General features: G+C 69.2%; 21 protein-coding genes and 1 pseudogene. 13 read left to right on the forward strand and 9 right to left on the reverse strand.

Features of this window, described 5'->3' with window-relative positions; translation table 11 throughout:
* Position 1: 1 nt before the first annotated feature.
* Complete coding sequence (locus HWY45_RS16855) at positions 2-1537, reverse strand: methyl-accepting chemotaxis protein (protein WP_059801535.1); 1536 nt, start codon at positions 1535-1537, stop codon at positions 2-4.
* A gap of 122 nt (positions 1538-1659) precedes the next feature.
* Here HWY45_RS16855 and HWY45_RS16860 point away from each other — a divergent pair, with 122 nt between their 5' ends.
* Together HWY45_RS16860 and HWY45_RS16865 are read left to right on the forward strand one after the other, a co-directional pair.
* A complete protein-coding gene (locus HWY45_RS16860; protein WP_155631890.1) occupies positions 1660-1818 on the forward strand; it encodes a hypothetical protein in 159 nt (52 codons plus the stop codon).
* A complete protein-coding gene (locus HWY45_RS16865) occupies positions 1809-2243 on the forward strand; it encodes a YciI family protein (protein WP_059801537.1) in 435 nt (144 codons plus the stop codon). The genes HWY45_RS16860 and HWY45_RS16865 overlap by 10 nt, the downstream gene beginning before the upstream one ends.
* Before the next feature lie 42 nt (positions 2244-2285).
* Here the strand turns inward: HWY45_RS16865 and HWY45_RS16870 are convergent, their stop codons facing one another.
* Positions 2286-2978 (reverse strand): hypothetical protein, encoded by a 693-nt coding sequence (locus HWY45_RS16870; protein ID WP_059801538.1) that lies wholly within the window; start codon positions 2976-2978, stop codon positions 2286-2288.
* A gap of 178 nt (positions 2979-3156) precedes the next feature.
* Positions 3157-4065, reverse strand: coding sequence for a LysR family transcriptional regulator (locus tag HWY45_RS16875; protein ID WP_059801540.1), 909 nt, complete (start codon positions 4063-4065; stop codon positions 3157-3159).
* A gap of 141 nt (positions 4066-4206) precedes the next feature.
* Here HWY45_RS16875 and metE point away from each other — a divergent pair, with 141 nt between their 5' ends.
* The 4 genes and pseudogenes from metE (at position 4207) to HWY45_RS16895 (ending at position 8684) form a co-directional block, all read left to right on the forward strand.
* The gene (gene metE, locus HWY45_RS16880; protein ID WP_059884606.1) at positions 4207-6501 is read left to right on the forward strand and encodes a 5-methyltetrahydropteroyltriglutamate--homocysteine S-methyltransferase; all 2295 of its coding nucleotides are present in this window, start codon (positions 4207-4209) and stop codon (positions 6499-6501) included.
* Positions 6502-6610: 109 nt separating this feature from the next.
* Positions 6611-7432 carry a DinB family protein gene (locus HWY45_RS16885; RefSeq protein WP_059884604.1) on the forward strand — a complete coding sequence of 274 codons (822 nt, stop codon included), beginning with the start codon at positions 6611-6613 and terminating at the stop codon, positions 7430-7432.
* Positions 7429-7635, forward strand: a pseudogene (locus tag HWY45_RS16890) (alpha/beta fold hydrolase); the annotation flags it as partial. The gene HWY45_RS16885 and the pseudogene HWY45_RS16890, both read left to right, overlap by 4 nt.
* A gap of 137 nt (positions 7636-7772) precedes the next feature.
* Positions 7773-8684 carry an alpha/beta hydrolase gene (locus HWY45_RS16895; protein ID WP_059884600.1) on the forward strand — a complete coding sequence of 304 codons (912 nt, stop codon included), beginning with the start codon at positions 7773-7775 and terminating at the stop codon, positions 8682-8684.
* Positions 8685-8800: 116 nt separating this feature from the next.
* On the opposite strand, the gene HWY45_RS16900 is transcribed toward HWY45_RS16895, so the two are convergent.
* Entirely contained in the window at positions 8801-9031 is a 231-nt protein-coding gene (locus tag HWY45_RS16900; protein ID WP_059801546.1) for a hypothetical protein, read from the reverse strand.
* Positions 9032-9222: 191 nt separating this feature from the next.
* The gene (locus HWY45_RS16905) at positions 9223-10128 is read right to left on the reverse strand and encodes a hypothetical protein (protein WP_059562145.1); all 906 of its coding nucleotides are present in this window, start codon (positions 10126-10128) and stop codon (positions 9223-9225) included.
* Between the two features lie 79 nt (positions 10129-10207).
* On the opposite strand from HWY45_RS16905, the gene HWY45_RS16910 reads away from it, so the two are divergent.
* The 5 genes from HWY45_RS16910 to HWY45_RS16930 all read left to right on the forward strand — a co-directional run bounded on the left by HWY45_RS16910 (position 10208) and on the right by HWY45_RS16930 (position 12607).
* Entirely contained in the window at positions 10208-10546 is a 339-nt protein-coding gene (locus HWY45_RS16910; RefSeq protein WP_059884769.1) for a helix-turn-helix domain-containing protein, read from the forward strand.
* A gap of 101 nt (positions 10547-10647) precedes the next feature.
* Entirely contained in the window at positions 10648-10833 is a 186-nt protein-coding gene (locus HWY45_RS16915; RefSeq protein ID WP_059884598.1) for a hypothetical protein, read from the forward strand.
* Positions 10834-10961: 128 nt separating this feature from the next.
* The gene (locus tag HWY45_RS16920) at positions 10962-11165 is read left to right on the forward strand and encodes a hypothetical protein (protein ID WP_059884596.1); all 204 of its coding nucleotides are present in this window, start codon (positions 10962-10964) and stop codon (positions 11163-11165) included.
* Between the two features lie 58 nt (positions 11166-11223).
* Positions 11224-11625 carry an OsmC family protein gene (locus HWY45_RS16925; RefSeq protein WP_059884594.1) on the forward strand — a complete coding sequence of 134 codons (402 nt, stop codon included), beginning with the start codon at positions 11224-11226 and terminating at the stop codon, positions 11623-11625.
* Between the two features lie 61 nt (positions 11626-11686).
* Positions 11687-12607 (forward strand): pirin family protein, encoded by a 921-nt coding sequence (locus HWY45_RS16930; protein WP_059884592.1) that lies wholly within the window; start codon positions 11687-11689, stop codon positions 12605-12607.
* Positions 12608-12619: 12 nt separating this feature from the next.
* On the opposite strand, the gene pbpC is transcribed toward HWY45_RS16930, so the two are convergent.
* From pbpC to HWY45_RS16950, 4 genes are all read right to left on the reverse strand, one after another.
* Positions 12620-15028 (reverse strand): penicillin-binding protein 1C, encoded by a 2409-nt coding sequence (gene pbpC, locus HWY45_RS16935; RefSeq protein WP_081069893.1) that lies wholly within the window; start codon positions 15026-15028, stop codon positions 12620-12622.
* A 51-nt stretch (positions 15029-15079) separates the two neighbouring features.
* Positions 15080-21079: an MG2 domain-containing protein gene (locus HWY45_RS16940; RefSeq protein WP_059884590.1), complete on the reverse strand. Its 6000-nt coding sequence runs from the start codon at positions 21077-21079 to the stop codon at positions 15080-15082.
* Between the two features lie 446 nt (positions 21080-21525).
* Positions 21526-23409, reverse strand: a complete 1884-nt coding sequence (locus HWY45_RS16945) for a DUF3857 domain-containing transglutaminase family protein (protein ID WP_059884587.1) — start codon at positions 23407-23409, stop codon at positions 21526-21528.
* Positions 23410-23807: 398 nt separating this feature from the next.
* Positions 23808-24017, reverse strand: a complete 210-nt coding sequence (locus HWY45_RS16950) for a hypothetical protein (RefSeq protein WP_124519000.1) — start codon at positions 24015-24017, stop codon at positions 23808-23810.
* Positions 24018-24129: 112 nt separating this feature from the next.
* Here HWY45_RS16950 and HWY45_RS16955 point away from each other — a divergent pair, with 112 nt between their 5' ends.
* Both HWY45_RS16955 and glnA read left to right on the forward strand, forming a co-directional pair.
* On the forward strand, positions 24130-24333 hold the full coding sequence (locus HWY45_RS16955) for a hypothetical protein (protein ID WP_059562127.1): 204 nt from the start codon (positions 24130-24132) through the stop codon (positions 24331-24333).
* A 94-nt stretch (positions 24334-24427) separates the two neighbouring features.
* A complete protein-coding gene (gene glnA, locus HWY45_RS16960) occupies positions 24428-25933 on the forward strand; it encodes a type I glutamate--ammonia ligase (protein WP_059801555.1) in 1506 nt (501 codons plus the stop codon).
* The last annotated feature ends 12 nt before the right edge of the window (positions 25934-25945 follow it).

A 25945-nucleotide genomic window follows, 5' to 3' on the forward strand; every position in this document is an offset into this window, starting at 1 on the left:
ATCACCCGACGCTGAACACCGACACCGCGGTCCGCAGCCGCGCGGTCTGTTCGTCGAGCGACGACGCGGCGGCCGCGGCCTGCTCGACGAGCGCCGCGTTCTGCTGCGTGACCTCGTCCATCTGCGTGACCGCCTTGCCGACCTGCTCGATGCCGGTGCTCTGCTCGTCGGATGCCGCGGTGATCTCGCCCATGATGCCGGCGACATGGCGGATCGACTGGACGATGGCCGTCATCCGGTCGCCCGCGACGCCGACGAGCTGGCTGCCGTGGCCGACCTTCTCGACCGACGCCTGGATCAGCGACTTGATGTCCTTCGCGGCGGCGGCGCTGCGCTGCGCGAGCGAGCGCACTTCCGACGCGACGACCGCGAACCCGCGCCCGCCTTCGCCGGCGCGCGCCGCCTCGACCGCCGCGTTCAACGCGAGAATGTTGGTCTGGAACGCGATGCTCTCGATCACCGACGTGATGTCGGCGATCTGGTCCGACTGCTGCGCGATCTGCTGCATCGTCGCGACCACTTCCTGCACCGCCTCGCCACCGCGCTCGGTCGCGTCGGCCGCGGTCGAGACGAGCCCGTTGGCCTGCCGCGCATTGTCGGCGTTCTGCTTCACGGTCGCCGTGATCTGCTCCATGCTCGCGGCGGTCTGCTGCAGCGACGCGGCCTGCTCCTCGGTGCGCTGCGACAGGTCGAGATTGCCCCGCGCGATCTCGCCCGTGCCGATCGCGATCGAGTGCGTCGCGGACTGGATTTCGGCGATCATCCCGACGAGCGCCGCCCTCATCTCCGCGAGCGCCGCCAGCAGGCTGCCCGGCGCGGCCTTCGCCGCATCGAGCTGCACGTTCAGGTTGCCGGTCGCGATCGCGCGCGCGATCCGCGTCGCCTGCGCGGGTTCGCCGCCGAGCGTGCGCGTGATGCTGCGCAGGATCGCCCACGCGATTGCGGCCAGGCCGGCCGCGATGCCGAGTGCAATCGCGCCCAGCAGCACCGCGAACTTCGAGAACGCGGCATCGATGTCGTCGTAGAAGAAGCCGGTGCCGATCCACCAGTCCCAGTCCGGGATCGCCACGACACCTTGCAGTTTCGGCTCGGGTTCGCCCTCCGGGGTGCGCTTCACGAGCACGTCGACGAGCGCGAAATGTGATTGCGCCATCCCGGCGCGATACGCGTCGCGGTCGAGCAGACCATCGGGCGTGTGGTTGCCGTTGGCCTTGGTGCCGATGAACTTCGCGTTCGGGTGCACGAGATTGACGCCGTCGGCCGTCGTGACCCAGTAGTAGCTCCGCGTGTTCGTGTTGAGCCGGGAGAGCGCCTCCTTCGCCTGCTGCTGCGCCTGCTCGCGCGTCAGCGCGCCGCTCGTCTGCAACTCGCGGTACGCGTTGACCAGGTGCTCGGCTTTCGTCAACAGGATGACGATTTCCTCGCGGCGGCTGTCGATCAGCGCGGAGCGCAACGTATGCAGCGCCGTCGCGGCCAGCAGCACGACGCCCAGCAGCGCCGCCGCGACGAGCAACAGCAGTTTCGTGGAAAGCCTCATGCGCACGCCTCGATGTGTTAACTATCCGGTACGGATAACGACGTTCGAGACGAAGACTTGAGCGGCGGCACACCCGCGTAAACCCGCAATCCTGAACCCGCCGGGGCTTCGGGCGATCATCCATGCCCGTGGTCGAACCGACGATCGCGCAAATTCTTCCCGAGCGGATGTCGATTTCCGGCATCCTGATCCGTCGTAGCGTCGGAACTGCCCGTCGACCGCATGCGCCGTCGGCGGGCACCCGCCCTGCCCCTTTCAAGGAGAAACGAAAATGCGCGTGATGGTCATCATCAAGGCGACCAGCGAGTCCGAAGCCGGCCAGATGCCGGATACCGAGCTGCTGACCGCGATGGGCAAGTACAACGAGGAACTGGTGAAGGCGGGCGTGATGCTCGCCGGCGAAGGGTTGCACCCGAGCTCGCGCGGCAAGCGCGTGCGCTTCGCGGGCGCGAACCGCACCGTGACCGACGGGCCGTTCGCGGAAACCAAGGAGCTGATCGCCGGCTTCTGGCTGTGGCAGGTGAAATCGATGGACGAGGCGGTCGAATGGGTGAAGCGCTGCCCGAACCCGATGCACGGCGAATCGGAGATCGAGATCCGGCGCGTGTTCGAACCGGAGGACTTCGGCGCGGAATTCACGCCGGAGCTGCAGGAGCAGGAAGCGCGGCTGCGCGCGGGCATCGAGGCCGCGCAGAAGAAGCACTGACGGCAGCGGCGCGGCACGGGCGATGCCCCGCCGCGCCCGCGCTCACCCGCTGGCCGCCTTGCCGCCGACGCCGGCCTGCAGCCCGCGCGGCCACGGCGAGTGCGGCAGCAGCGCGAAGCTCACGTTCACCTGGCCGCCGAGGCTGGAAATCCGCATCGCGCCGGCGCCGCGGGTGCGGGTCAGGCAGCCGAGGTGGGACGACGCCGTGCCGGCCATGCCGAGCTGGCACGTCCACGCGAGGGTCGCCTCGCGCCGCCCCGCGTCGCTGAAGCCGATCAACCCGCTCCATTCGCTCGGCCCCGCGCTGAGGCCCGGCACGAATTCGGCATGACGAATCCCCATCGGCTGCCAGCGGCAGCGGCCCGGCTCGTAGCGGTCGAGAAAGAAGCGGATTTCGAAATGCGTCTGGCCGGCCGGCAGGCGGACGTTGTCGGTGATGAGCTGCGGCACGTCCGGTGCGCCGGTCACCCGCCCGAGCAAGGTCTGGGACCGGCAGCGCGGCTCGGTGGACGCGAAGTCGATGCCGAGCCACAGCTCGACTTTCGGATCCTTGCTGCCCTGGATGACGAGCACGCGTTGCGGATCGTCCGTCTCCATCGGGCGATCCGACAGCGCGTTGTGCTGTGCCTCGACATGCGCGTCGAAGCGCAGCGGCGGCTCGTCGGCGGACGCCCGGCCGGGGCCTGCGGCGAACCACCCGATGAGCACGAGCACGAGATGAGCGCGCGGTGACATGGCTCCCCCCATTTGGCGGTGCTTCCCCCGACCGGCGTCGTGTGTTGTCCCGGAGCCGCCCGACGCGCACGCCGCGCAGGCGTCGGCCCGGCTTGTGTCGCCGATGATCCATTGTGAGCGGCGGCCGGCGGCGCCGTAAAGCTGGGACGAACCCCTGAGCGGACGCGCGCCGCCTGCGCTATCGGCGCATTTTCGGCGCGAGCTGCGTCGACTCGCGCGCAAGTGCGACGAACGCCGCCAGATAGTCGATCGCGCCATCCGCTTCCCGCGTGCCCAGGAAGATCTGCTTCGCGATCCCGTCGCGGCCGAGCTTGACGGGCGTTACCGGGATCCGGTCCGCGTATTCGTCGGCGAGCCATCGCGGCAGCGCGGCCACGCCGCGCCCGCTCGCCACCATCTGCAGCATGATGTCGGTCGTCTCGATCACCTTGTGGCGCTTCGGCACGACCCCGGCCGGCGTCAGGAACTGGTTGTAGATGTCGAGACGGTCGGTCTCGACCGGGTAGGTGATCAGGATCTCGTCGGTGAGCTGCGCGGGCTCGACGTGCGTGACGCCCGCCAGCCGATGCGTTTCGGCGACCACCAGCACCTGCTCGTAGTCGAACACCGGATCGAAGCGCAGCCCGGGGCGGTTCAGCGGATCGGGGGTGACGAGCACGTCGATGTCGTAGCCGAACAGCGCGCCGATGCCGCCGAACTGGAACCGCTGCTTCACGTCCACGTCGACGTCCGGCCATTGGGCCAGATACGGCGACACCACCTTCAGCAGCCACTGGTAGCACGGGTGGCACTCCATGCCGATGCGCAGCGTGCCGCGCTCGCCGTCGGCGTATTGCTTCATGCGCGCCTCGGCATGTTCGAACTGGGGCAGCAGCCGGTTCGCCAGCGCCAGCAGGTATTGCCCCGCCTGCGTGAGCCGCAGGCTGCGCCCTTCCCGATCCCAGATCGGCGTGCCGAGCTGCTGCTCGATCTTCTTGACGGTATGGCTGAGCGCCGACTGCGTCAGGTACAGCGCGCCCGCCGCCGCCGTCAGCGAGCCCTGCCGCTCGACCTCGCGAATGATGACCAGATGGATCCGTTCCAGCATGTCGGTGACTCGCTTACCTCGTTCATGAAAAAATCTAATCGATGAATGAAATAATGCCATTTTATTTCATGAACCGGAAATCCTATCATCGCTGCCATCCCTTTCAACCACCGCTTTCAATCCACCGGAACGGCAGCCCATATGGTCAGCACACACAATCTCGGCTTCCCGCGCATCGGCGCCCAACGCGAACTGAAGTTCGCGCTCGAACGCTACTGGAAGGGCCAATCGTCGCGCGACGAACTCACGGCAGCGGGCGCGCAGCTGCGCCGGCGCCACTGGGCGCACCAGCAAGGGCTCGACCTCGCGCCGGTCGGCGACTTCGCGTTCTACGACCAGGTGCTCGACATGAGCTTCACGCTCGGCAACCTGCCGCAACGCGTGCAGGGCTTTCACGGCGACCCGCTCGACAACTATTTCCGCGTCGCGCGCGGCCGCTCGGCGCAGTCGGGCGACGCGCACGACGCGTGCTGCGGCGGCGTGGCCGCGGGCGAGATGACGAAGTGGTTCGACACGAACTATCACTACATCGTCCCCGAGTTCACCGCGGACACGAACTTCACGCTCGACCCGTCGCGGCTCCTCCAGCAGCTCGGCGAAGCCCACGCGCAGGGCGTGAAGGCCAAGCCGGTGATCATCGGCCCGGTCACGTACCTGTGGCTCGGCAAGGCGAAGGACGATTCGTCGCGCCTCGCGCTGCTGCCGAAGCTGCTGCCGGTGTACGGCGCGCTGCTGGACACGCTGACCGCGCAGGGCGTCGAGTGGGTCCAGATCGACGAGCCGGCGCTCGTCACCGAGCTCGACGACGAATGGCGGCAGGCGTTCCGCACCGCGTACGAATCGCTCGAAACGCGGCGCATCAAGCTGCTGCTCGCCACCTACTTCGGCCCGCTGCGCGAGAATCTCGCGCTCGCGTGCTCGCTGGCGGTCGACGGCCTGCACGTCGACGCGATCCAGGCACGCGACGAAGCCGCGACGCTGGCGCGCGAGCTGCCGGCCGAACGCGTGCTGTCGGTCGGCGCGATCAACGGCCGCAACATCTGGAAAACCGACCTGGCCGCGACGCTCGACTGGCTCGAGCCGCTCGCGCAGCAGCTCGGCGAGCGCCTGTGGCTCGCGCCGTCGTGCTCGCTGCTGCACGTGCCGGTCGACCTGTCGAGCGAGCAGCAGCTCGATCCGGAGATCCGTTCGTGGCTCGCGTTCGCGCTGCAGAAGCTCGACGAACTGAAGGTGCTCGCATCCGCGCTGAATCGCGGCCGCGCGTCGGTCGCGGCGGAGCTGGCCGACAACGCGGCCGCGATCGCGAGCCGGCGCGCGTCGCCGCGCGTGCACAACCCAGCCGTCAAGGCTGCGGTCGAACGCATCACCACCGCGCTCGGCCGCCGGCAGAGCCCGTATGGCGTGCGCGCGCCGAAGCAGGCCGCACGGCTGAAGCTGCCCGCGTTCCCGACCACCACGATCGGCTCGTTCCCGCAGACCGCCGAGATTCGCCAGGCGCGCAGCCGGTTCAAGGCCGGCGCGCTGGACGCGGCCGGCTACAAGGCCGCGATGCAGGCGGAAATCGCGCGCAGCGTGCGCGAGCAGGAAGCGCTGAAGCTCGACGTGCTGGTGCACGGCGAGGCCGAGCGCAACGACATGGTCGAGTATTTCGGCGAGCAGCTCGACGGCTATGCGTTCACGCAGTTCGGCTGGGTGCAGTCGTACGGTTCGCGCTGCGTGAAGCCGCCGCTGCTGTTCGGCGACATCAGCCGCCCGAAGGCGATGACCGTCGAGTGGATCACGTATGCGCAGTCGCTCACGACGAAGCCGATGAAGGGCATGCTGACCGGCCCGGTGACGATCCTGAACTGGTCGTTCGTGCGTGACGACCAGCCGCGTTCGGTGTCGTGCCATCAGCTCGCGCTCGCGATCCGCGACGAGGTGCTCGACCTCGAGCAAGCCGGCGTGCGCGTGATCCAGATCGACGAAGCGGCGCTGCGCGAGGGCCTGCCGCTGCGCCGCGCGCAGTGGAACGACTACCTGCAATGGGCGGTGGAGTCGTTCCGCATCGCCGCGAACGGTGTGCGCGACGACACGCAGATTCACACGCACATGTGCTATTCGGAGTTCAACGACATCATCGCGTCGATCGCCGACATGGATGCCGACGTGATCACGATCGAGACGTCGCGCTCGGATATGGAACTGCTCGATGCGTTCGACGATTTCAAGTATCCGAACGAGATCGGGCCGGGCGTGTACGACATTCACTCGCCGAACATCCCGAGCCAGGCGCACATCGTCGCGCTGATGAAGAAGGCGGCCGAGCGCATTCCGGCGGAGCGCCTGTGGGTGAACCCCGATTGCGGCCTGAAGACGCGGCAGTGGGCGGAAGTGGTGCCGGCGCTGACGAACATGGTCGCCGCTGCCGGCGCGCTGCGCAGCGAGTTGCGGTAACGTGCCGCGAGCGCCCCGCCATTCGGCGAGGGCGCGCCCGATCCGGTGAATTGACGTAGCCCCTTTCATAACGTATCGTTTTGCGACGTTACAAAGGAAGCTACCTGCCATGCATTCCCGTTTCGACCGTTTCCGCGCGACGCCGCTCGGCGCGCAGCTCGAAGCCCTGATCGGGCTGCCCGAACGCTATGCCGAATTCGCGGCGCTGTCGCGCGTCGGCGTGGCGGCGATCGGCGCGGTCCAGGACGAGATCGCGCAAAAATTCCCCGAGATCGAGGCCGACACGACCGCGCGCCAGTTCTGCGGCGCGCTGGTCGCCGACGTGATGCGCCGCCGCGGCCACGACGTCGTGCAGGCGCGCGGCCGCCTCGGCGGCGCGCTGTTCAGCTATGGCGCCGTGTTCAGCCCATATCCTCAACTGCTGCCATTTACCGACATCGTCGGCGAACTCGCGCGCATGCCCGCTGCTTTCGCCGCGTTCGCCGCGCGCGTGCCCGCGGCGCTGCGGGCGCGGCGCCCGGCCGGCACGGGCTTTTCGCTGGTCGAACACGCGTGCCACCTGCGCGACCTCGACGCGGTGTTCGCCGCGCGCATCGATGCGGTGCGCACGGCCGACCTGCCGGTGATCGCGTCGGTCGACGGCACCGCGCTCGCCGAGCAGCGCGACTATCTGCATCAGGATTTCGACGCTGCACTCGACGCGTTCCGCGCGGCGCGGCGCGGGCTGTGCGCGACGCTCGCCACGCTGACACTCGCCGAGCTGACGCGCTGCGGCCTGCGCGACGGCATCCGCCGCATGTCGCTCGACGAACTGGTGCGCGAGCTGCTCGATCACGACCGCACCCATTGCCTCGAACTCGACGAACTGCTCGCCGAACTCGGCCTGCCGCCCGCCACCGACACCACCCACCCCACCCCGCCCGCCGCATGAACTTGCCCACGCCCGTCGTCTTCATCCACGGCTTCATCGGCACCTTCGACGTGCCCGGCTGGCACGGCCCGCATCTCGCACCCGACCTGCTCGGCTACGGCGCGCACCGCGCGGCGCCGCCCGACGGCATCACGCTCGCGGCGCAGGTCGAGCAGGTGCGGCAAGCAATCGATGCGCACTTCGGCGGCGTGCCCGTCGACGTGCCCCGCCTGAACGGGCGCGTCGCGCCGCCCGGCTGACAAACCGTATGCGTCGCCGAAATTTGGCTGAAAGGCGCGGTTGTTAGAGTCATCCCGCATAGGGTTTCCGAGGAGGCCTGCCCTTCAGGCGGACACGACGAATGCGACGATCCCTGAACCTTGCGCGCGCGCTGCCGCTGTTGCTGCTGCTTGCGCTCGCGCGCCCCGCGTGGGCATTCCAGACACGGGTGGTCACGATTCCCAGCGCGACGATGCAACAATCGTTCGCGGCGACCGTCGTGCTGCCCGATGCGTACGTGCGCGGCAACCGTGGCGGCAACGCCGCCGAACGCTTCCCCGCCGTGTACGTTCTGCACGGCTCCGGCGGCGACCATACCGACTGGACCGCCAACACGCGCATCGGCGAGCTGGCCGACCGCTACCACGTGATCCTCGTGATGCCCGACGGCGGCCGCGAAAGCTGGTACCTCGACAGCCCGTTCGAAACGGGCAGCCGCTACGAGACCTTCGTCGGCAAGGAGGTCGTGTCGTACGTCGACGCGCATTTCCGCACCATCGCAACGAAACGCGCGCGCGCGATCACCGGGCTCAGCATGGGCGGCTTCGGCGCGCTGCGCATCGCGCTCGACCGGCCGGACGCGTTCGGCGCGGCCGGCAGCATCAGCGGCGCGGTCGACCCGCGCGCATGCGACGACGAGCCGCGCATCGATCACGTATTCGGCGACCGCACGCGCCATCCGTCGTTCTGGAACCGCAGCGCGATCGTGGAGAGCGCCCTCACGTTCGCGTATGCGCAGATGGACCTGACGATCGATTGCGGGACCGACGACACGCTGGTCGGCTCGAACCGCACGCTGCACGAACGGCTCGTCGCGCTCGGCGTGCCGCACGACTACGCGGAGCGGCCCGGCGGCCACACGTGGGACTACTGGGCGAACGCGATCCGCTATCAGGTGCTGTTCTTCGCGTCGTCGTTCCAGCGCAGCGGCTACGCGTTCCACCCGCGCACCGACGTCGCGGGCCGCGCGGGCGCAGCGCCACGCGCAGGCTGACGCCCCCTGCCGCGAATCGCGCGGCACGGTGTCGGCCGCGTTCGCGCGGCACGGTGTCGGCCGCGTTCGCGCGGGCGCTGGCGCCGCCGTCGGCAAGCCGGATAAGAAGGGGGGAATCAGTTGCGCCGGCGGGAATCCGCGTTCACCACGCGGTCGAACACTTCCTGCGCACGCGCCAGCTCGTCGAGCGCGCGATCGAGCCGGGACATCGCCATCGCGTATTCGGCCGGCGACGCCTCGTCGTCGGCTTCGCCGCGCACGGCGCGAAACGCCTCGTCGACGTTGCGCGTCGCTTCGACGAAGCGTTGCGCGGCCTCGGCCTCTCGCGAACAGATGTGGGTGGACATCGACACTTCTCCCTCAGGTTGCCGTATGAAGCAAGCCGGCGCCCAGTGTGCGCGGTGCGCACGGCGACGGGATGACCAACTGCGAACTGCCTGTCAATGCATCGGCCGTCGCGCTGCGCGCTTCGCGCCGATTTTCCCCCTCCGCTCGCCGATCCGCCACGACGAGATTGCAACAATGCCTTGCGCGCCGCTTATGCCCGGCCGACCTGCGGATGCGTGAGGCCGCCGAACGCGGCCGGCTCGCCCGGCGACAGGTCGAACAGATCCTGCGTGAAGCCGCGCACATGCTCGGCCGCCGGGCGCTTGCGCAGGCGCGCCGCGTGCGACGGTGCGACGTAGGCGGCCGCGGTTTCGATCGGCGGCACGTCGAACAGGTCGCGCGTGAAGCCGCGCACCTGTTCCGTCGCCGAACGGCCGCGCAGGCGCGTGACCAGCTCGACGAAGCGGTCGAAATCGCCGTCGCGGGTGGCCTTGTTCACATCGGCGAGATCGCGCGCCTTCAGCACGCTCGGCTGCGTGAGCCGCACGAAATACGGCGCCTCCAGCTCGACCGACAGCGCGAGCGGATAGCTCTTGCCCGCCTGCTCCAGCGCGCGCCCCGCGCAATCGACGACCACCGCGCCCTGCGCGGCGCCGAGCCGCTTGCCGCTGCTCACGCTGCGCAGCTGATCGGGAAACACGCGCAGGCGCGTGCCGATCGTGAGCGCCGTGGATGACGCGCACACCAGCGCGTAGTGATGCCCGCGCGGCCGCCCCGACGGCAGCGTCGCGCGGCTCGTGATGAAGGTGTGCGGCGGCAGCTGGCGCACCTGGCCGCCCGCATCGACCCACGCATTCCACAGCAGCATCTTCTCGCGCTTGCGCTCGGGCGCACGCGCGCGAGCGGCCACCGGCGAGAACAGCGCGAGCAGCGCACCCGTGCGGTGCGCGGCGATCTGCGCGCTGCTGCCGAGCGGCTGGTTGATGCCCCACAGAAACCGCCCGCCCCCCAGCCGGCGCTCCCATTCCTTGCGGAGCACCACGGCAGGAAGTTCTTCGCCGGACTCGGAACCGATCTTCGTCCAGCAAAACGTTCGGGGGAGGTGTTTCAGTGTCATCAACTTTCTCGGGATGCAGCAGCTTGCCAGCTTCAGCAAGTCATTCAATAGCCGTAACTGTATAGGTATAATGCATCGCATGGAAGCCCCGGATACTGATTTTCCCGTTGATGACCTGTTGCGCCGCTTGATGGCGGATACTCGCTCGTCCAGCGAAATAGCGCGGCTTTCCGGGGTCAGCCAGCCGACCGTGTCACGCCTTCGGCAGTCGAACGGGCGCCGCCTGCGCCGCAGCGCGCCATTCAATAAGCTATGCACTTTCTATGGTGTCGACATGCGTCCGTCGCGGCGCCGCTATAACGAACTGCTGCGCGACGCGATCGTCGACGCGTGGGACGGCTCCGACGAGCACGGGCGCGCGCTGCTGGTCGTGATCCAGGGCTTGAAGGATTTGCAGGGGAAGGCCGACGACGGATGACGCGGCGGGCGGGCGCCGCCGCAAGTGACGAGCGCATAAGAAGCATGCCGAACGGGCGGTGACGATCATGGGTCGTCGCCGCCCGTTTCGTTTTCGCGCGAATGAACGGCGGCATCGAGATGCCCGGCCTCGCCGCCGGCGAGGCGCGCAACCCGGAGAAGTCGCCGCACGCGTGCCGTTCTCCCGGCGAGAACATGGCGTTCTGTCCCAGCCGGCTATGCATCGCGCCGGAGGTTCGCACGAGCCACCCGCCGCCGGCCGGCACGCAACCGGCGGCCTCCGCATGACCGACTGTTGCCCAGCCGACGACAGTCCGTTCCGCGCGCGCCGGCTACCGGGCGCCGATACGGCCCTGTAACGTTGCGGTCGTGACGGCGCGGCCACGCACAACCCCACTCCCGAACCGGAAACCCTCATGGAATTCATGCTCGACCACGCGATCGACGACGCGGCAACCCAGGACATCTCGCATCAGATCCGGACCGTCGACCCGGATGCCGAGGTTCAGGTCGACCCGGCGAACCGCACGGTCCACGTCGATTCGTGGCTGTTCGCCGAGGAGTTCTTCGTCGCGTTCGACGATGCCGGCTACGCCGTCGTGCGCATCAACGACCGCTGAGCCGCGGCATCCGCCCGCCCCGTTTTCCATCGACGTCATCCTTCATCGGAAATCTCCCATGGCAAATTCGACCGTCGCCGCGCATCTCGGCGCGCTCCACTATCGCGTCACGCTGACCGCCGGCGCCCACACCCTGCACAGCGACGTGCCGGAACGGCTCGGCGGCGGCGACAGCGGCCCCGATCCGCACGACCTCCTGCTGTCGGCGCTCGGCGCCTGCACGGCGATCACCGTCGCGATGTATGCGCAGCGCAAGGAATTGCCGCTCGACAGCATCGACGTGCGGCTCGCGATCACCGACGAACGCCCGGGCGCGCCGACGAAGATCGCGCGCGACATCACGCTGAACGGCAACCTGACGGCCGGGCAACGCGACCGCCTGCTGGAAATCGCGAACGCGTGCCCGATTCACCGGCTGCTCACCGGCGACGTCGAGATCGACAGCCGCCTGACCGCGTGACGCGGGCCTTTGCCTTTGATTGCCTTTGCCTTTGATTGCCTTTGACCAGGAGATTCACGACATGGACACCCGCGCCGACACGCCGCAGGCCTCCCCCGCACCCGGCCAGCAGGCCGCCGAACGCTACCCGGCGCGCGCCGCGGAAGTCGGCGCGCTGCCGATCCACCGCGCACTGCCGAACCGCCTGCGCAAAACCGTCGGCGCGTGGTGCTTCCTGGATCACGCGGGGCCCGTCGCAGTGTCCGCCGACACCGGCATGCACGTCGGCCCGCATCCGCACATCGGCCTGCAGACCTTCACGTGGATGATCGAAGGCGAGGTGCTGCATCGCGACAGCCTCGGCTACGAGCAGGTGATCCGGCCCGGCGAGGTCAACCTGATGACCGCCGGCCGCGGCATCGCGCACACCGAGGACACCGTGTCGCCCGACGGGCGCTTTCATGCGGTGCAGTTGTGGATCGCGCTGCCCGATGCGCATCGCGACCGCGCGCCCGCGTTCGAGAACTACCGGAACCTGCCGGTGCACCGCGACGGCGGCTTCACGATCACCGTGCTGGCCGGCGCCGCGTTCGACCGCGTGTCGCCGGCGCAGGTGTATTCGCCGCTGGTCGGGCTCGACTTCGCGTCGGACGGCGCCGCGCAACTCGCGATGCCGCTCGATCCGGCGTTCGAGCATGCGGTCTACGTGCTGAGCGGCGACGTGACCGTCGACGGCGCGGCGCTCGAACCGGACGTGCTGCTTTATCTCGGCACCGGGCGCGACCGGCTCGACCTGAAGACCGGTGGCGCCGCGAAGTTCATCGTGCTGGGCGGCGCACCGTTCGAGGAAACGCTGCTGATCTGGTGGAACTTCGTCGCGCGCAACCCGGCGGAAATGGTCGCGGCGGCCGACGCGTGGCACGCGCAGCGCGGCTTCGGCGACGTGCCGGGCGCCGCCGCCCCGCGCATGCCGGCGCCCGCGCTGCCGCCGACGTGGAAGTAGGCGCGGCCCGAGCTACTGTTCGAGCCCGACCGCCAGCGGCCGCTGGTCGCTGCGGCCGTGGTCGTCGACCACCCGCACCGTGAAGCTGCCGGCGGTGCCCGGCTGCCAGAACAGCACGTCGCCCGGCGCGCTGCGGCCGACATACGCGTCGTTGACGAACCAGTAGAGCGCATGCGCGCTCGCGTCGGCCGTCGCGTTGAACGCGATGCGCGTGTCGCGCGCGTCCTTCACGCGCATCGCGTAGGTGCTGCCGCGCAGCGGCGACGTGATCCGCGGCGGATCGCCGTCCACCTGCCCCGCGTTCGCGCAATCGGGGTTCTGCGGCGGGTGCCGGCGCGGGATGCCGGCCTTCGCGAACACCTGCTGCAGGTCCGACGGCCAGAACTCGAAGATTTCGGTGTGCGTGCGCTTGCCGTCGTGCGGCGGGCACGCGGGCCGGCCAGTCGCGTCGTCGATCACGACAGGCCGGTGCACGGTGCTCACGCGGATCGGCGACGTGCCGGGGATGAACCACGTCCAGCCCTGCTGCGGACACCACTCGTTCGGCAAGTCGCCGCTCGCGAGGCAGATCCGCACGCGCTTCACGCGCGGCGGCGCCGGCCGCGGCGGCTCGGCGAGCGCGCGTTCGGCGCCCAGCGCGTCGACGATCTGGAAGAACAGCGGCGCGGCCGCATCGACGCCGACGAAGGCCGTGTTGCTCGAATTGTCGAAATTGCCGACCCACACGATCAGCACGTACGGCCCGAACACGCCGGCCGTCCACGCGTCGCGGAACGACCATGACGTGCCGGTCTTCCAGTACACCGGCAACTGCACCGGCTGCGCGCCGCTCGTCTCGTCGGGGCGCAGGTGCTGGCGCAGCATGTCCATCGTCATGAAGCTCGCCTCCGCGCTCAGCAGCCGGCGGCCCGGCGCGACCGGTTCGTCCGCGCGCAGCCGCAGCGGCCGGAACACGCCGCCGTTCGCGAGCATCGCGTAGAGGCCGGCCAGATCCTGCATCGTCACCTCGCCGCCGCCGAGCACGAGCGCGAGCCCGTAATGCTGCGCGCTCGCGAGCCGGCGCACGCCGGCGTCCTGCAGGAAGCGGTACAGGTCGGGCTGCCTGAGCTGCGACGCAACCCATACCGCGGGTACGTTGCGGCTGCGGTTCAGCGCATCGGTCGCGGTGATCGGCCCGAGAAAATGGCCGTCGAAATTCTCCGGCGCGTACGGGCCGAACGACGTCGGCACGTCGCGCAGCACCGTCTGCGGATGCAGCACGCCCTGGTCGAAGCCGAGCGCGTAGATGAACGGCTTGAGCGTCGAGCCCGGCGAGCGCCGCGCGAGGGTGCCGTTCACCTGCCCCTGGATCGCGCGGTCGAAGAAGTTCGCGGAGCCGACCAGTGCCTTCACGCCCATGTCGCGCGTGTCGACCAGGATCGCGGCCGCGTTGGCGATGCCGTGCGTGTCGTTGCGCGCGACATAGCGGCCGACCTGCCGCTCCAGCGCGCGCTGCAGGCCGAGATCGAGCGTCGTGACGAGCCGCGCGTCGTCACTGTCGCCGTCGCCGCCGCGGTTGCGCCATGCGGCGCGCGCGGCGAGCGCCTGGTCGACCGCATGCGGCGCGTCGAACGGCAGCGCGGCGAGCGGGCGCATCGCGAGCGGCAGCGCGAACAGCGGCTCGAGCGCCGCATCGCGCGGGTGGCGTTCGAGCCAGCGCGCGTACAGCCGGTTGCGCGACACCGTGAGCGCGCGATTGATCTCGTCCTGCCCCGCGCCGCCGCGCACGCGCCGCGCAGGGTCCTGCGGAATCACCGCGAGCGCGAGCGCCTCGGGCAGCGTCAGCGCGTCGGGCTGGCGATCGAAATACGCGACGCTCGCCGTGCCCGCGCCTTCGACGTTGCGGCCATACGGCGCGTCGTTCAGGTAGGCCTCGAGGATCTGCCGCTTCGAATAGAACAGTTCGAGCTGCAGCGCGCGCCCGACCTGCTCGAGCTTGCCGAGCGGCGTGCGCGTGTTGAGCCGCCACAGCGAGCGCGCGAGCTGCATCGTCAGCGTCGAGCCGCCCTGCGGATTGCGGCCGCGCACGTAGGTGACCCACGCGCCGCGCGCCAGGCCGTACGGGTTGAAGCCGGGGTGCCACCAGAACCAGCGGTCCTCGTGCAGCATCACGGCCTCGACGAGCTGCGGCGACATCCGTTCGAGCGGCACCCACAGCCGGTAGCGGTCGTCCTTCGCGAGCGTGAGCCGCAGCAGCCGGCCGTTCGCGTCGAATACCGCGGTCGACGACGGCTTCCAGTCGCGCAGCGCCGGATGCGGCCACAACCGGAAGCCGGCCAGCACCGCCGCCGCCAGCAGCACGCCGGCGATCACGTTCTGCCAGCGGTGCAGCCAGCGCGCGGCGCCGTGCAGGCGCTGGCGGATTGCCGAGCCGTCAGCCATGCGCCGGGCCGCCTGCCGCAGACGCCGGCGCCGGCGTGCGCGCCGCCGCCGTCATCGCGCGCGCCCGACCGTCAGCGTCGCGCCGCCCGGCGACTGCGCCTGCACGCGCCGGTCGTACATCGATTCGCCGTACGCAGGCGGCACGACGAAGCGGCCCGCGTTGCTCGCCTTGATCCGGTATACGAACTCGCGCACGTCGGTGGTCGCGGTGCCGTAGATCACCACGCGATCCTCGCGCACGTCCGCGTACTCCGGCTTCCAGCTCGACCCCGCGACGCCGATCGGCGAACGCCACGGCGCATTCGCGGCGGCGGCCGCGTCCGCGTTCTCGCCGCCGTCCTGCGCGTCGGTTGCCGGCGGCGGCGCGATCACCGGATCGAAGCCGCCCGGCAGCAGGTCGACGATCGCAACGTTGCCGACGTTCGCGGCGCCCGTCGCGCGGATCTTCAGGTGCACGTCGATTTCCTGGCCGAGCGTCGCCTTGTCGAGCGGCTTGCCGTTCGTATCGGTGTACTCGCGCACGATCTCGAGGCCGTCCTTGATCGCCTTCGTCGACGTGCCGCGGTCGTAGCCCGACTGGCTCGCGATCCACCATGCGGGCAGTGCGCTGCCGTTCACGATGTCGACGCGCGTCGCACCGGCCCCCCATGTGCCCGAACGCACGAGGTTCGCCTGGATCGACGACACGTCCTTCGGCGCGCCGCCCGCGCGCACCTCGTCGATCGCGAGCTTGTCGAGGCCGGTCGCGGTCGCCCCCGCATACGCATCGAGCGCGAGGATCGTCATCGACGACGACAGCGTGTTGTAGCGGTTGCGCGCGAGCGGCGCCGCGATGTTCTCCATCACGCGCGGCGACAGCTTGCGCACGCGCTCGGGGAAGTGCTTCGCGACCAGATACAGCACGCTCGCGTCGCGCGTCAGCGGATCGATGTAGTAGCCGGCCTCGTACGGTTCGCTGCGCGCCGCCTTGCGTTCGAGCAGCGCCTGCGGGCCCGCGATCAGCGCGGCCGCCTCCTTGTCCTGCTTCAGCAGCTGGTACGACGCGGCGAGCCACCCGGCCGCGAGATCGTTCTTCCAGTCGTTCGGATACGCGTCCTGCAGCCGCTTCTGCACGGCCGCGAGGCTGTTGGTCGTCACGTTGCCCTCGCGCGTCAGCAGGTACACCGCGTACGCGCGCTGCCGCAGCAGGTCGAGCGAGCCGAGCCGGTCGTTCGCCGCGAGCTGCTGCAGATACTGGTTGCCCGCGTCGAGCATGTCCTTCGGCACCGCCGCGCCGCGCTCGCGCGCGTCGATCAGCACGTGCATCGCATATGCGGACACGAACGGATCGGCGTCGGGCGTCGCGCTCCACAGCCCGAAGCCGCCCTGCGCGTTCTGCCGCGTGCGCAGCGCGCCGAAGAACTGCGCGGCCGCGTCCACGGCGGCTTTCCCGGCCGCTGCCGCCGACGCGGCCTGCGGTTGGCGCGGGCTCGTCAGCGCCCGCACCGACAGCCACTTCGACGCGAACAGCCGCGGCACGACCGCGCTCACCATCTGCTCGCTGCAGTAATGATCGAAGTTGACGAGATACGATGCGAGCCCCTCCGACAGCACGAGCGGCGCGGTCGAAACGCTCGCGTCGCGTGCCGCGTAGGCGTCGTACATCGCGCGCAGGTTCGGCACGCTCGCCTTCTTGCCCGCGTCGAGCCGCGCGAAGTCGAGCTGCGTGCGGAACGCGGCGGCCGGCCGCACCGCGACGTCGACGCTTTGCTGCGCGGCCTTCGCGCCGTAGCGCGCGCCGAACGACAGCGTGCCGGAGCCGAGCGTGTCGGTCGCCTTCACGCGGAACAGCACGACGCCTTCGCGCATCGGCGCGAGCGCGACGTTCTGCGTCGCGGGGCCGACCACCTGCAGTTGCGGGCCCGTCTTCAGCGTGACCGCGACCGGCACCGGCGCGTTGCCGGCGCCGGTCAGGTTGTTCGCGACGCCGACGCTCACTTCCGCCTCGTCGCCCGGCGCGAGCGTGGTCGGCACGTTCGGCGACAGCACGAAATCGCCGCGCACCGTCGTCGCGCCTTCGTAGGTGCCGATCAGGTCCGGCGACACCGACACGGCCATCACGCGCAGCCGGCCGTTGAAGTAATCGGGCACGGTGTAGCTCACGCGCGTGTCGCCGTTCACGTCGACGATCCCCGACCAGTAGACCACCGGCTTGTCGCGCTTGCGCTTGAACGGGTTGAGCTGGCGGCCGGGCGCGTCGTCGGCGTCGCCGCCCGGCGCGGCCATCGACATCAGCTTCTCGAAGTCCGGCAGGATCAGGTCGAGAATCTGCGACGTGCCGACTTCCAGCATCCGCTTGCGGAAGAAGAACTTCAGCGGATCGCCGAGCTTGTAGCGCGCGACCTGCAGGATCCCCTCGTCGACGGCGAACACCACGACCTTCGCGGGCTTCGCCGAATGCACGGTGAAGGTGGCGGTGTCGCCCGGCTTCACGAGCGCGGGCGCGTCGACCGTGAGCGCGTTGCGGCGCGCGTCGAGGTTCACCGAGAACGGCACGACGCCGTAGCTCAGCGGGCTCATGAAAATCTCGTCCGACGACGGGTCGCGAATGTACTGCACGTTGATGTAGCCGTTGCCCTCGAAGCCGGCCGGCACCGTGATGTGCTGGATCGAGCTCGTCGTATCGGCATGGAACCACGCATGCGCGTACACCTTGTCGCGCTCGATCGTGATCAGGCCGCTGCCCGCGTACGGCGCGCGGATCGCGATCTCGACCTGCTCGCCCGGCTTGTAGTCGTGCTTGCCGAGGCTCACCTGCAGCTCCGCGTTGCGGTCGAGGGAGCGCGACACGTTCGCGTCGCCCGCGACCGCGTACTCGATGCGGTTCACCGCAGTGCCGTCCGCGCGGCGGATCACCAGCGCGTAGCTGCCCGGCTTGTCGGTGCGCAGCGCGTAGTCGAGGCCCGCGGCCGGAATCGTCAGCGGCTTCTCGTCGACCGGCACTTCCTTGAGCCGCGAGTCGTACTTGTAGGCGCCGGAATCCTGCTTGGTCAGCACCGACACGTAGCGCTGCTCGACGAGCTGCGCGCGCAGGTCCTTCACGTCGAGCGCCTTCGCGCGCGGATCGATCGCGACGAGCCGCACCGTGCGCGGGCTGCCGCGCTTCACGTAGCCGAGATCGTCGACCGACTTGTAGCCGACCAGCCAGTCGTTGTTCGACACGAGCGTCTGCGCGTTCGCGGCGACGCTGCGCCCGCCTTCCGCCTCGAACGCCTTCGCCTGGAAGTAGAGCTGGTAGGTCGCGTCCGCGTACTTGTTCAGGTCGAGGTCGAATTCCGCATGGCCCTTGTCGTCGGTCTGGCCGTCCTGCAGCGTGGTCGTATAGCCCTCCTTCGCGCGCCGCGCGTCGAAGAACTGATAGCCCTGCCAGCTGCGGAACGACGGCCACACCGGGCGCAGCGTCAGCGTCGCGGCGACGCGGCGCTTCTCGGCCGGCGTGCCGAACAGGTTCTGCGCATCGACGAGCCCCTTCAGCCCGTCCGGCTTCACCCAGCCTTCGACGACCTGCTGCGACAGCTTCGCGTCGACCTTCATCCGGTCGGGCAGGAATTCCTTCACCTGCACCGTCGTGCTGCCGATCGGCTGGTCGCCCGGCTGGCCGTCCTTGACGATGTACAGGTTGACCGTCCATGCGCCGGTCGGCGCGGTCTCGGCCGTCGTGTAGCCGACTTCGGTGAAGCCGGTCGCGTCCACCGTCACCGGCTTGCGCTCGACCGTGATCCCGCGCGGGTCGACGATCTCCGCCTGCAGCGGCACGCCGGCCGGGCTGCGCGCCCAGCTCGCGGCGCGCACGATCAGGCCGATGTGGAACGGGTCGCCCGGCCGGTACAGCCCGCGATCCGAGAACAGGTACGCGGACAGCTGCCCCTGGCCGGTCGCGTTGCGCTCGCCGTCCACGTCGAAGCGCGAGAAATCGAGCTGGCGGTCGCGGCCGCCCACCGGCAGGAACGACAGGTCGCCGTCCTTCTTCACGACATAGAGCTGCGGACGCCTCTCGCGCTCGAGCCCCTTGAATGCCGGGAAATGCACGACACCGTCGGCGGCCGTGGTCTGCGTGAACAGCGCCTGGCCGTTGACCGCGAGCACCGACACCGTCGCGCCCGCCACCGGCCGGCCCGACCGGATCGACTGGATGAACACGTCCTGGCTGCCGTCGAGCGCGCGCTTGACGAGCATCCCGAGATCGGTGACGACGATCAGCCGCGTGTCGCCGAGCGCGCCGTCGCCGTCGCTGCTGTCGCCGTCGCTCGATTCCGCGCTGTCCGACTGGCTCGCATCGCCGTCGCCGCCTGCCGAGCCGTCGTCGCCCTTCGCGGCGTCGGCCTTTTTCTTCTCCGCGGCCGGGTCGTATTTCGACAGGTGCAGCAGGAACACGCCGCGCTTGCCGCCCTTCAGGTACTGGCCGAGATCGACGCCCTCGTAGTGCGCCTTGCCCGGTTCGCCGGCCGGGAACGCGCGCGTCTGCACGAAGCGCTCGACGATGTGATCCTCGCTGAACGAATACGACAGCTCCGGGCGCGCGTACGAGCCGTGGTTGAAGCTGACGAGGTGCTGCAGCTGGTCGGGCACGACGCGGCCGATCTCGACCTTCATCCCAGGCAGGTTGCGCGATACGACCGACAGCCGCTTGCTGCCGCTCATCGACAGCAGCGAGCCGTCCGCCATGAAGCGCAGCAGCTTCGGATAGTCGGGCACCGTGAACGCGCGCGCGACGGGCTTGCCCAGCAGGTAGCCGCCGGCGGATTTCAGGCCGTCGTCGATCCGCACGACCACGCGATCGCCGGGGGTCGCGTGGTACTTGAAGCTCTGCAGCGTCGCGTAGTCGCCCTCGGTCGGCACCGGTTCGAGCGGCAGCGGCTTCGACTGCTTCAGCACCGCGTCGCCGATGTCCTCGACATTCCATTCGTACGGCGGCGCGTCGTCCGACTGCTCGACGCCCGGCTTGCGCTTGGGCAGCACCCACGCCTTCGCGCGCGCAGCGAGCTCCGCGCTGCGCACGCCGTCGGACGCTTCCGCGACGATCACCTGCTCGGGCTCGTAGCGGTCGTTGTCGACGAGCGTCGGCGACACGTCGCCGATCGACAGGCTGTACAGCCCCGGCACGCCGACCGATGCGTGCAGCGCGTCCTTGGTGCCGTCGCCGCCGCGCGCGCTCTTCACGCCCTTGTCGACGTCGAGCCGCACCGACAGCGGGTCGCGCGGGATCTCGAGCGGCTGCGAATGCACCCACGCACGCAGCTTGTGGTCGTCGTAGGACACCGAATAGCGCAGCGGCGTCGTGCTCTTGCCGTCGCGGCCGACCAGCACGAGCCCGATGCGCTTCTCGAATTCGGCCGGATCGACCGGGTAGTTGAACTGCAGCGCGAGGATCGCCTGCTTCTGCGCGGGGTTTTCCGGGTCCTGGTAGAACTGGTTCTCGCCGAACTGTGCGGCGAATGCCGCGACGTCGAACGCGAAGCGGTCGTCGGCCATCGTCACCTGCGGCGCGAACGCCTCGCGCACCGCGAACCGCCCCTCGACATGCGCGCCGACCGGCCAGTCGGTGAGCGGCGTGAAGCGCAGCGTCTTGTCGTCGACCCATTGCCACCCGCCCTTCAGCGCGGGCGTCAGCGCGATGCCGCGCTCGACCGGCTTGCCGACGAGCTCGAGCGGCGCGGCCGAATGCGAAAACACGATGTCGAGCGGATGGATGGTGACCTTCGGGCGGCCGTTCTCGTCGGTGTCGTAGGTCGTCGCGGCAGGCGGCTTCACGGTGAAGCTCACCGTCTCGGGCTCGGGCGGCTTCGGGCGATGCTGGTACCCGTGCCAGCCGCCGGCGAGCGCGGCGCCGAGCACGACCGCGCCGGCCGCGTGCCACGGGCGGCGGCGCACCGTCGCGACCGCGAAGCCGGCCCATGCGGGCGCAGTCCACGACACGTTGCCGACGATCGGCCGCAGCACGCGGCCAAGCAGGCGCCCGACGAAGCCGATCGCGCGAATCGGCAAGAGCAGCAGGAAGCGCAGCAAGTCCATCTTGTTCTTTTCCTTGTCAGGGACGTGCTGCCGGCCGTGGCGACGTTCCCCGGAATAGTTGTCTGACGGCGCGGCCCGGTTGCGCCGTGGATGCTTCGTTCTGTGAAACAGTGCGACGAAAAAAACCGCCGTATTATCGGCCAGGCCGGAGTCGATGGAAACTGCGTCCGCGGTTTCGGGGCGATGCGTCGGATCGGCGCGACACGCTCGCGTGTCGCGCGATGGCCAGGCGGAGGAAAGGGCCGACTGCATGCCGGGCAGGCCGGCCGTGCAAAGTGACGCGGTGCGTCAGCAGCTCACACGTCGAAGGCGGAACGCGCCGTCACGCACCAGCCGGCTCCCCGGATATTCTCGAATCGTTTCCGAATCGATGCGGGAGACGAACCTTCTGCGCGTCAACGGCGCGTGCGGGCCCGTTCCGTCCTTCGAACGCCGGCGCAACGCGCTTACGCTGGCGCCACGATCGACACTGTCTGCCGCAACGAATTCGTGCAGCGCTGCGCATCGTCGAGGAAGCGGCCGAACGCATCGCTGTTCAGGTCGTCGTGGCTCAACCAGCGCGCTTTCTGCACCACGCGCTGGCGGAACGCAATGCCTTTCACGCCGCCCGCCTGCGGCGTCACGTCGACGTCGAACCACGGCGAATGCGCGGCGCAGGCGGCAAGCGGCCGGGCCGCCTCGACGCCGTCGAGCCGCACGTCGGTGAGCGTTTCCTCCTGGTCGCCCACGTACAGGTCGCCCACGTCGCCGTTGCGCCGGTAGTTCGCGAGCCGCTCCCACTTGTCGCGCCAGCCGGCGCCGCCGTTGTACACGTAGCCGCTCGACGTGCGGTCGAGCGCGCGCCGGTCGACGCCCTGCGCGCGGATCCGGTAGCCGCCGAGCCCCGCCTCGCTCGAGGCCGGCCGCTCGATGCGGCATTCGACCGGCTCGTTGAGCCAGCCGTTGCACAGGTGCTGGTCGACGGCGGTCGCGCCCTGTGCGTAGTCGGCGTCCATCAGCGACCACAGCAGGTTCCCGTTCTTGATGACGCTCACGTCGACGCGCGCGCTGCCGTCGGCCAGCACGCGCGCACGGTACCTGCCGTCGAAGGTCGCCAGCGGCGCTTCGGCCGCGACGCGGTCCTCGCTCACCGTGCCGTCGCGCTCGAACACGAACGCCCAGCGGTCCTGCAGATCGGATGGCGTACGGCCCGGCAGGTGCACGTTGTTGGTCGGATCGAGCCACCAGGTCTTGCCGTCGACCACCGCCCGCACGATCGCATGGTTCGGCGCGCCGATGCCGGGCACCAGCAGCGGCCGCGCATCGGCGCCGCGGAACACGAGCGCGGGACGCGCGTCGATGCCGCTCGCGTCGAGCATCGCGGCGAGCAGCACCGCGAGATCCTTGCAATCGCCATAGCCGTTCGACTCGATCTGCGCGAGGTCGAACGGAATGAGGCCGCGCTCGCTCGCGCGCCAGTCGCCCATGTAGCGATAGTGCGCGCTGATGAATTTCATCAGCGCGGCAACGCGCTCGGGCGCGGGCTTGCTGCGCGCCGCCGCGACGGCTGCCGCGGCGGCCGGCGGCAGCGGCGCCGCGAGAATCGCGTTGTAGCGCGCGGCGAACACGCCGAAATGCGCCTGCCGGTCGAGGCTGCTGGCGAGTTCGATGCGCGGCACCCGGCGCACGAGCGTGCCGTCCTCGTTGATCAGGTTGACGAAGCGCGGCGCCTTCAGCTCGACGACGAGCCGTTTGCCCTGCCGCGACGTATCGACCCGGAATGCATCGAGCTGCTCGCCGCGCCACAGGATCGGCCGGTCGGCCGTGAACGTGGCCCGATACGCGTCGAGCCGCACGGGCGTCGGATCGAACACCGCGCGCTCGTGGAATTCGGTGGCGTTCGGCGTGGCGGCGATGTGCTCGACGAGCGTGTACGTGATGGTGCTGCCCACCACCAGGCTCGGAAACGCGACGGACGTCTGCTTGTTGCGGTGAAAGCCGGCTTCCGGGTTCGGCGCGGTGCGCGTGTCGATCTGCCTGCCCGACAGGGCGACGCGCCGGCCGTCCGGCTGGATCACGGCGGCGTCCTTGATCTCGAGGCGGTCGTTGTCGCGGAAATCGAAGTCGAGCCGCGACAGTTGCGCACGCCCGGCCGGGCGCAGGATCGTCAGGTGCTCGATGGTCGTGCAGTCCTTGCTGGTGTCCGGCTGGATCCGGCAGGCGAGCTCGGTGCGCCGCGCGACAGGCGCCTCGTCGATCGGCTGCAACGCGGCGTTCGTGCCGGCGGCGGCGACGCACAGCAGCGCCGCGATACCGGTGCGCGTGCGCGTCGGGCGGGATCGGTAGGTCATCGGGAGGGCTCCTCGTTTGGGTGGTGGCGAGTTGGATACGGTCGTCGCATCGCATAGGCCTACTGATTTCGCTCGAGCGAAATGCGGACGCACGCGCGCGCAACGGATGGAGACGCGCCGGAATCGACGCTGACGACATGGCTAAAGAGAGGCGCGCCGCACGACGTGGTGTGCGGGCTTCGTGGCGAGTGTCGCTGACCGATGGCGATTGCATCCGGGGCCGGCGCCTCGAACGCGCCAGTGCAGGCGCAGGTGGATGCAATCACGCTGAATCCCGATCGCCTGTCTGATGAAGGACGAGCGATCCGTTGATTCATTAGAACTGCTTTGGTATTCGCGCTATCGAATGGTATGACGATTTAAACCGGGCCGATCGTATCAAAATCTTTCGAAGCCTGTCAAACCTGCCGGTTATTCATTTGACTTGAATTCACCTCGTTGCTTTGCAATTCGAATGAATAAACCCAATGCCGGCGGCGGCCGAATGTTCGCCTCTCATCCGGCCCGATCAAGATCGCCCAACCCGTCACGATCCACGCATTTCCATTGCCTAGAATCAAAGTTGTGTGCACGCCCATCGTGGCGTGCGGCACGGCCGGGTCGGTCATATCGCCCGCCCGCGAACCCGCCGCGCGTCAATCCTGCGTGGAATGCCGCGGGCAACCGGGCGTTGCGGCAAGTCTGACCGATCGAACCGCCCCTTTTTCCCTGGAGATCGTCATGAATACGGAAACCAGCGCCAACGTGCGCGCGTTCGTGCAGACCGCCGAGCAGGCCGGCTCGTATGTGTGGGTCATCGCGCTCGTCGACTTCGACGCGCAGACCGTCAAGCGCGCGCTCGTCTCCGAGGAATCGTTCGGCACGGCAGCCGCCGCGAGGGATGCCGGCGAAGCTCGCCTGACAGGCATGCGGCAGGATCACTGACGCAACGCACTCGCCTGCGGACCCGTCCGGCTTTCGCGCGCGGACGGCCTGAAGTCGAACGATAGGAAGAAATGGCCGGAAGCGGAGAACGATCATGTCCAAGACGCAAGCGCCGCCCGGGCCGACGCCCGCGGTATCCGTCGACGCAGGCAGCTACCGCGTCGTGCGCCCCCAGAACGCGAGCGACGTCATCGCGCTGCTGCGCCGGCACGATATCCGGATCGTCGACCTGAAGTTCACCGACCTGCCCGGCCTCTGGCAGCACCTGTCGATTACGCGCCCCGAAGTGCATGAAGGCCTGTTCGACGCCGGCATCGGCTTCGACGGCTCGTCGATTCGCGGCTTCCAGGAGATCCACGAATCGGACATGCTGCTGCGGCCGGACCCCGCCAGCGCGTTCGTCGATCCGGTGTGCGGCACGCCGACGCTGTCGCTGATCTGCGACGTCATCGATCCGGTGCTGCGGCAACCGTACTCGCGCGACCCGCGCTACATCGCGCAAAAGGCCGAGGCCTACCTGAAGCAGACCGGCATCGCGACGGCGTGCTATTTCGGCCCCGAGCTCGAGTTCTTCATCTTCGATTCGATCCGCTTCGGCCAGGACCAGCACAGCGGCTACTACTACGTCGAATCGGCCGAAGGCGACTGGGCCACGGGCCGCGACGAAGGCGCATACGGCGGCGGCAATCTCGGCTACAAGGCGCGCTACAAGGAAGGCTATTTCCCGGTGCCGCCGCAGGACACGCTGCAGGAGATCCGTTCGGAAATCGCGCTGACGCTCGAGCAGGCCGGCGTGCAGGTCGAGGTGCATCACCATGAGGTCGCGACCGCCGGCCAGAACGAGATCGACATCCGCTTCGCGACGCTCACGCAGATGGCGGACAACGTGATGATCTACAAGTACATCTGCAAGAACGTCGCGCGCCGGCACGGCAAGGTCGCCACCTTCATGCCCAAGCCGCTGTTCGCCGACAACGCGAGCGGCATGCACTGCCACCAGAGCCTGTGGAACGACGATCGCAATCTCTTCTACGACGCGAACGGCTGGGCGCTGACCTCCGACCTGTGCCGCTGGTACATCGGCGGCCTGCTGCACCACGCGCCCGCGTTGATGGCGCTGTGCGCGCCCACCACGAATTCGTACAAGCGGCTCGTGCCGGGCTATGAAGCGCCCGTGAATCTCGCGATGTCGCAGCGCAACCGCTCCGCCGCCGCGCGCATTCCGATGTACTCCGATTCGCCTGCTGCGCGCCGCGTCGAGTTTCGCTGCCCCGACCCGTCCGCGAACGCGTACCTCGCGTTTGCGGCGATGCTGATGGCCGGCCTCGACGGCATCGAGAACCGGATCGATCCCGGCGAGCCGCTCGACCGGAACATCTACGACCTGCCGCCCGAGGAAGCGTGCAACATCCGGCAGGTGCCGGGCTCCCTCGACGCGGCGCTGCTGGCGCTCGAAGCCGACCACGCATTCCTGCTCAAGGGCGGCGTGTTCAGCGACGACCTGATCCGCACGTGGATCGATTACAAGCGCAGGCGGGAAATCGACGCGATCCGCCTGCGCCCGCATCCTTGGGAGTTCTACCTGTACTTCGACATCTGAACGCACGCCATG

It is taken from the genome of Burkholderia stagnalis (genome assembly GCF_902830275.1).
In the GTDB taxonomy this organism is placed as follows: Bacteria; Pseudomonadota; Gammaproteobacteria; order Burkholderiales; family Burkholderiaceae; genus Burkholderia; species Burkholderia stagnalis.

What these genes read in the sequence shown, in the direction of transcription:
- HWY45_RS16855 (WP_059801535.1), bottom strand. Translation starts at nt 1,537, where the DNA reads ATGAGGCTTTCCACGAAACTGCTGTTGCTCGTCGCGGCGGCGCTGCTG.
- HWY45_RS16860 (WP_155631890.1), top strand. Translation starts at nt 1,660, where the DNA reads ATGCCCGTGGTCGAACCGACGATCGCGCAAATTCTTCCCGAGCGGATG.
- HWY45_RS16865 (WP_059801537.1), top strand. Translation starts at nt 1,809, where the DNA reads ATGCGCGTGATGGTCATCATCAAGGCGACCAGCGAGTCCGAAGCCGGC.
- HWY45_RS16870 (WP_059801538.1), bottom strand. Translation starts at nt 2,978, where the DNA reads ATGTCACCGCGCGCTCATCTCGTGCTCGTGCTCATCGGGTGGTTCGCC.
- HWY45_RS16875 (WP_059801540.1), bottom strand. Translation starts at nt 4,065, where the DNA reads ATGCTGGAACGGATCCATCTGGTCATCATTCGCGAGGTCGAGCGGCAG.
- metE (WP_059884606.1), top strand. Translation starts at nt 4,207, where the DNA reads ATGGTCAGCACACACAATCTCGGCTTCCCGCGCATCGGCGCCCAACGC.
- HWY45_RS16885 (WP_059884604.1), top strand. Translation starts at nt 6,611, where the DNA reads ATGCATTCCCGTTTCGACCGTTTCCGCGCGACGCCGCTCGGCGCGCAG.
- HWY45_RS16895 (WP_059884600.1), top strand. Translation starts at nt 7,773, where the DNA reads ATGCGACGATCCCTGAACCTTGCGCGCGCGCTGCCGCTGTTGCTGCTG.
- HWY45_RS16900 (WP_059801546.1), bottom strand. Translation starts at nt 9,031, where the DNA reads ATGTCCACCCACATCTGTTCGCGAGAGGCCGAGGCCGCGCAACGCTTC.
- HWY45_RS16905 (WP_059562145.1), bottom strand. Translation starts at nt 10,128, where the DNA reads ATGACACTGAAACACCTCCCCCGAACGTTTTGCTGGACGAAGATCGGT.
- HWY45_RS16910 (WP_059884769.1), top strand. Translation starts at nt 10,208, where the DNA reads ATGGAAGCCCCGGATACTGATTTTCCCGTTGATGACCTGTTGCGCCGC.
- HWY45_RS16915 (WP_059884598.1), top strand. Translation starts at nt 10,648, where the DNA reads ATGAACGGCGGCATCGAGATGCCCGGCCTCGCCGCCGGCGAGGCGCGC.
- HWY45_RS16920 (WP_059884596.1), top strand. Translation starts at nt 10,962, where the DNA reads ATGGAATTCATGCTCGACCACGCGATCGACGACGCGGCAACCCAGGAC.
- HWY45_RS16925 (WP_059884594.1), top strand. Translation starts at nt 11,224, where the DNA reads ATGGCAAATTCGACCGTCGCCGCGCATCTCGGCGCGCTCCACTATCGC.
- HWY45_RS16930 (WP_059884592.1), top strand. Translation starts at nt 11,687, where the DNA reads ATGGACACCCGCGCCGACACGCCGCAGGCCTCCCCCGCACCCGGCCAG.
- pbpC (WP_081069893.1), bottom strand. Translation starts at nt 15,028, where the DNA reads ATGGCTGACGGCTCGGCAATCCGCCAGCGCCTGCACGGCGCCGCGCGC.
- HWY45_RS16940 (WP_059884590.1), bottom strand. Translation starts at nt 21,079, where the DNA reads ATGGACTTGCTGCGCTTCCTGCTGCTCTTGCCGATTCGCGCGATCGGC.
- HWY45_RS16945 (WP_059884587.1), bottom strand. Translation starts at nt 23,409, where the DNA reads ATGACCTACCGATCCCGCCCGACGCGCACGCGCACCGGTATCGCGGCG.
- HWY45_RS16950 (WP_124519000.1), bottom strand. Translation starts at nt 24,017, where the DNA reads ATGACCGACCCGGCCGTGCCGCACGCCACGATGGGCGTGCACACAACT.
- HWY45_RS16955 (WP_059562127.1), top strand. Translation starts at nt 24,130, where the DNA reads ATGAATACGGAAACCAGCGCCAACGTGCGCGCGTTCGTGCAGACCGCC.
- glnA (WP_059801555.1), top strand. Translation starts at nt 24,428, where the DNA reads ATGTCCAAGACGCAAGCGCCGCCCGGGCCGACGCCCGCGGTATCCGTC.